The sequence below is a fragment of the Pseudomonas persica genome, assembly GCF_900291015.1.
Taxonomy (GTDB): domain Bacteria; phylum Pseudomonadota; class Gammaproteobacteria; order Pseudomonadales; family Pseudomonadaceae; genus Aquipseudomonas.
Genome location: NZ_OLKL01000139.1, coordinates 1 through 273, shown reverse-complemented (window position 1 = coordinate 273; position 273 = coordinate 1). Strand labels below are relative to the sequence as shown.

Here is a 273-nt window from a genome sequence, read left to right as displayed (position 1 = left end):
GTGTACAGCAACCGTCCGCTGCCTGAGCTGGCTAAAATCGCCGTGCAGACTTACGGTCGCGTACCGAACAAAAACATCACACCGCCGGAAGTCACGGTGCCAGTGGTAACGGATGCGCAAAAAGGCCTGATTATTCACTATGTGCCCGCCGTCCCGCGTAAAGTGCTGCGCGTAGAGTTTCGCATCGACAACAACACCCCGCAGTTTCGCAGTAAAACCGATGAGCTGGTGACCTATTTAATCGGCAACCGCAGTCCGGGAACGCTCTCCGAC

The 273-nt window shown here is 56.0% G+C and carries 1 protein-coding gene; it reads left to right on the top strand.

Annotated elements, in window-relative coordinates:
• On the top strand, positions 1-273 hold a 273-nt coding region (locus tag FQ664_RS26045; RefSeq protein WP_144175875.1), incomplete at both ends, for a hypothetical protein.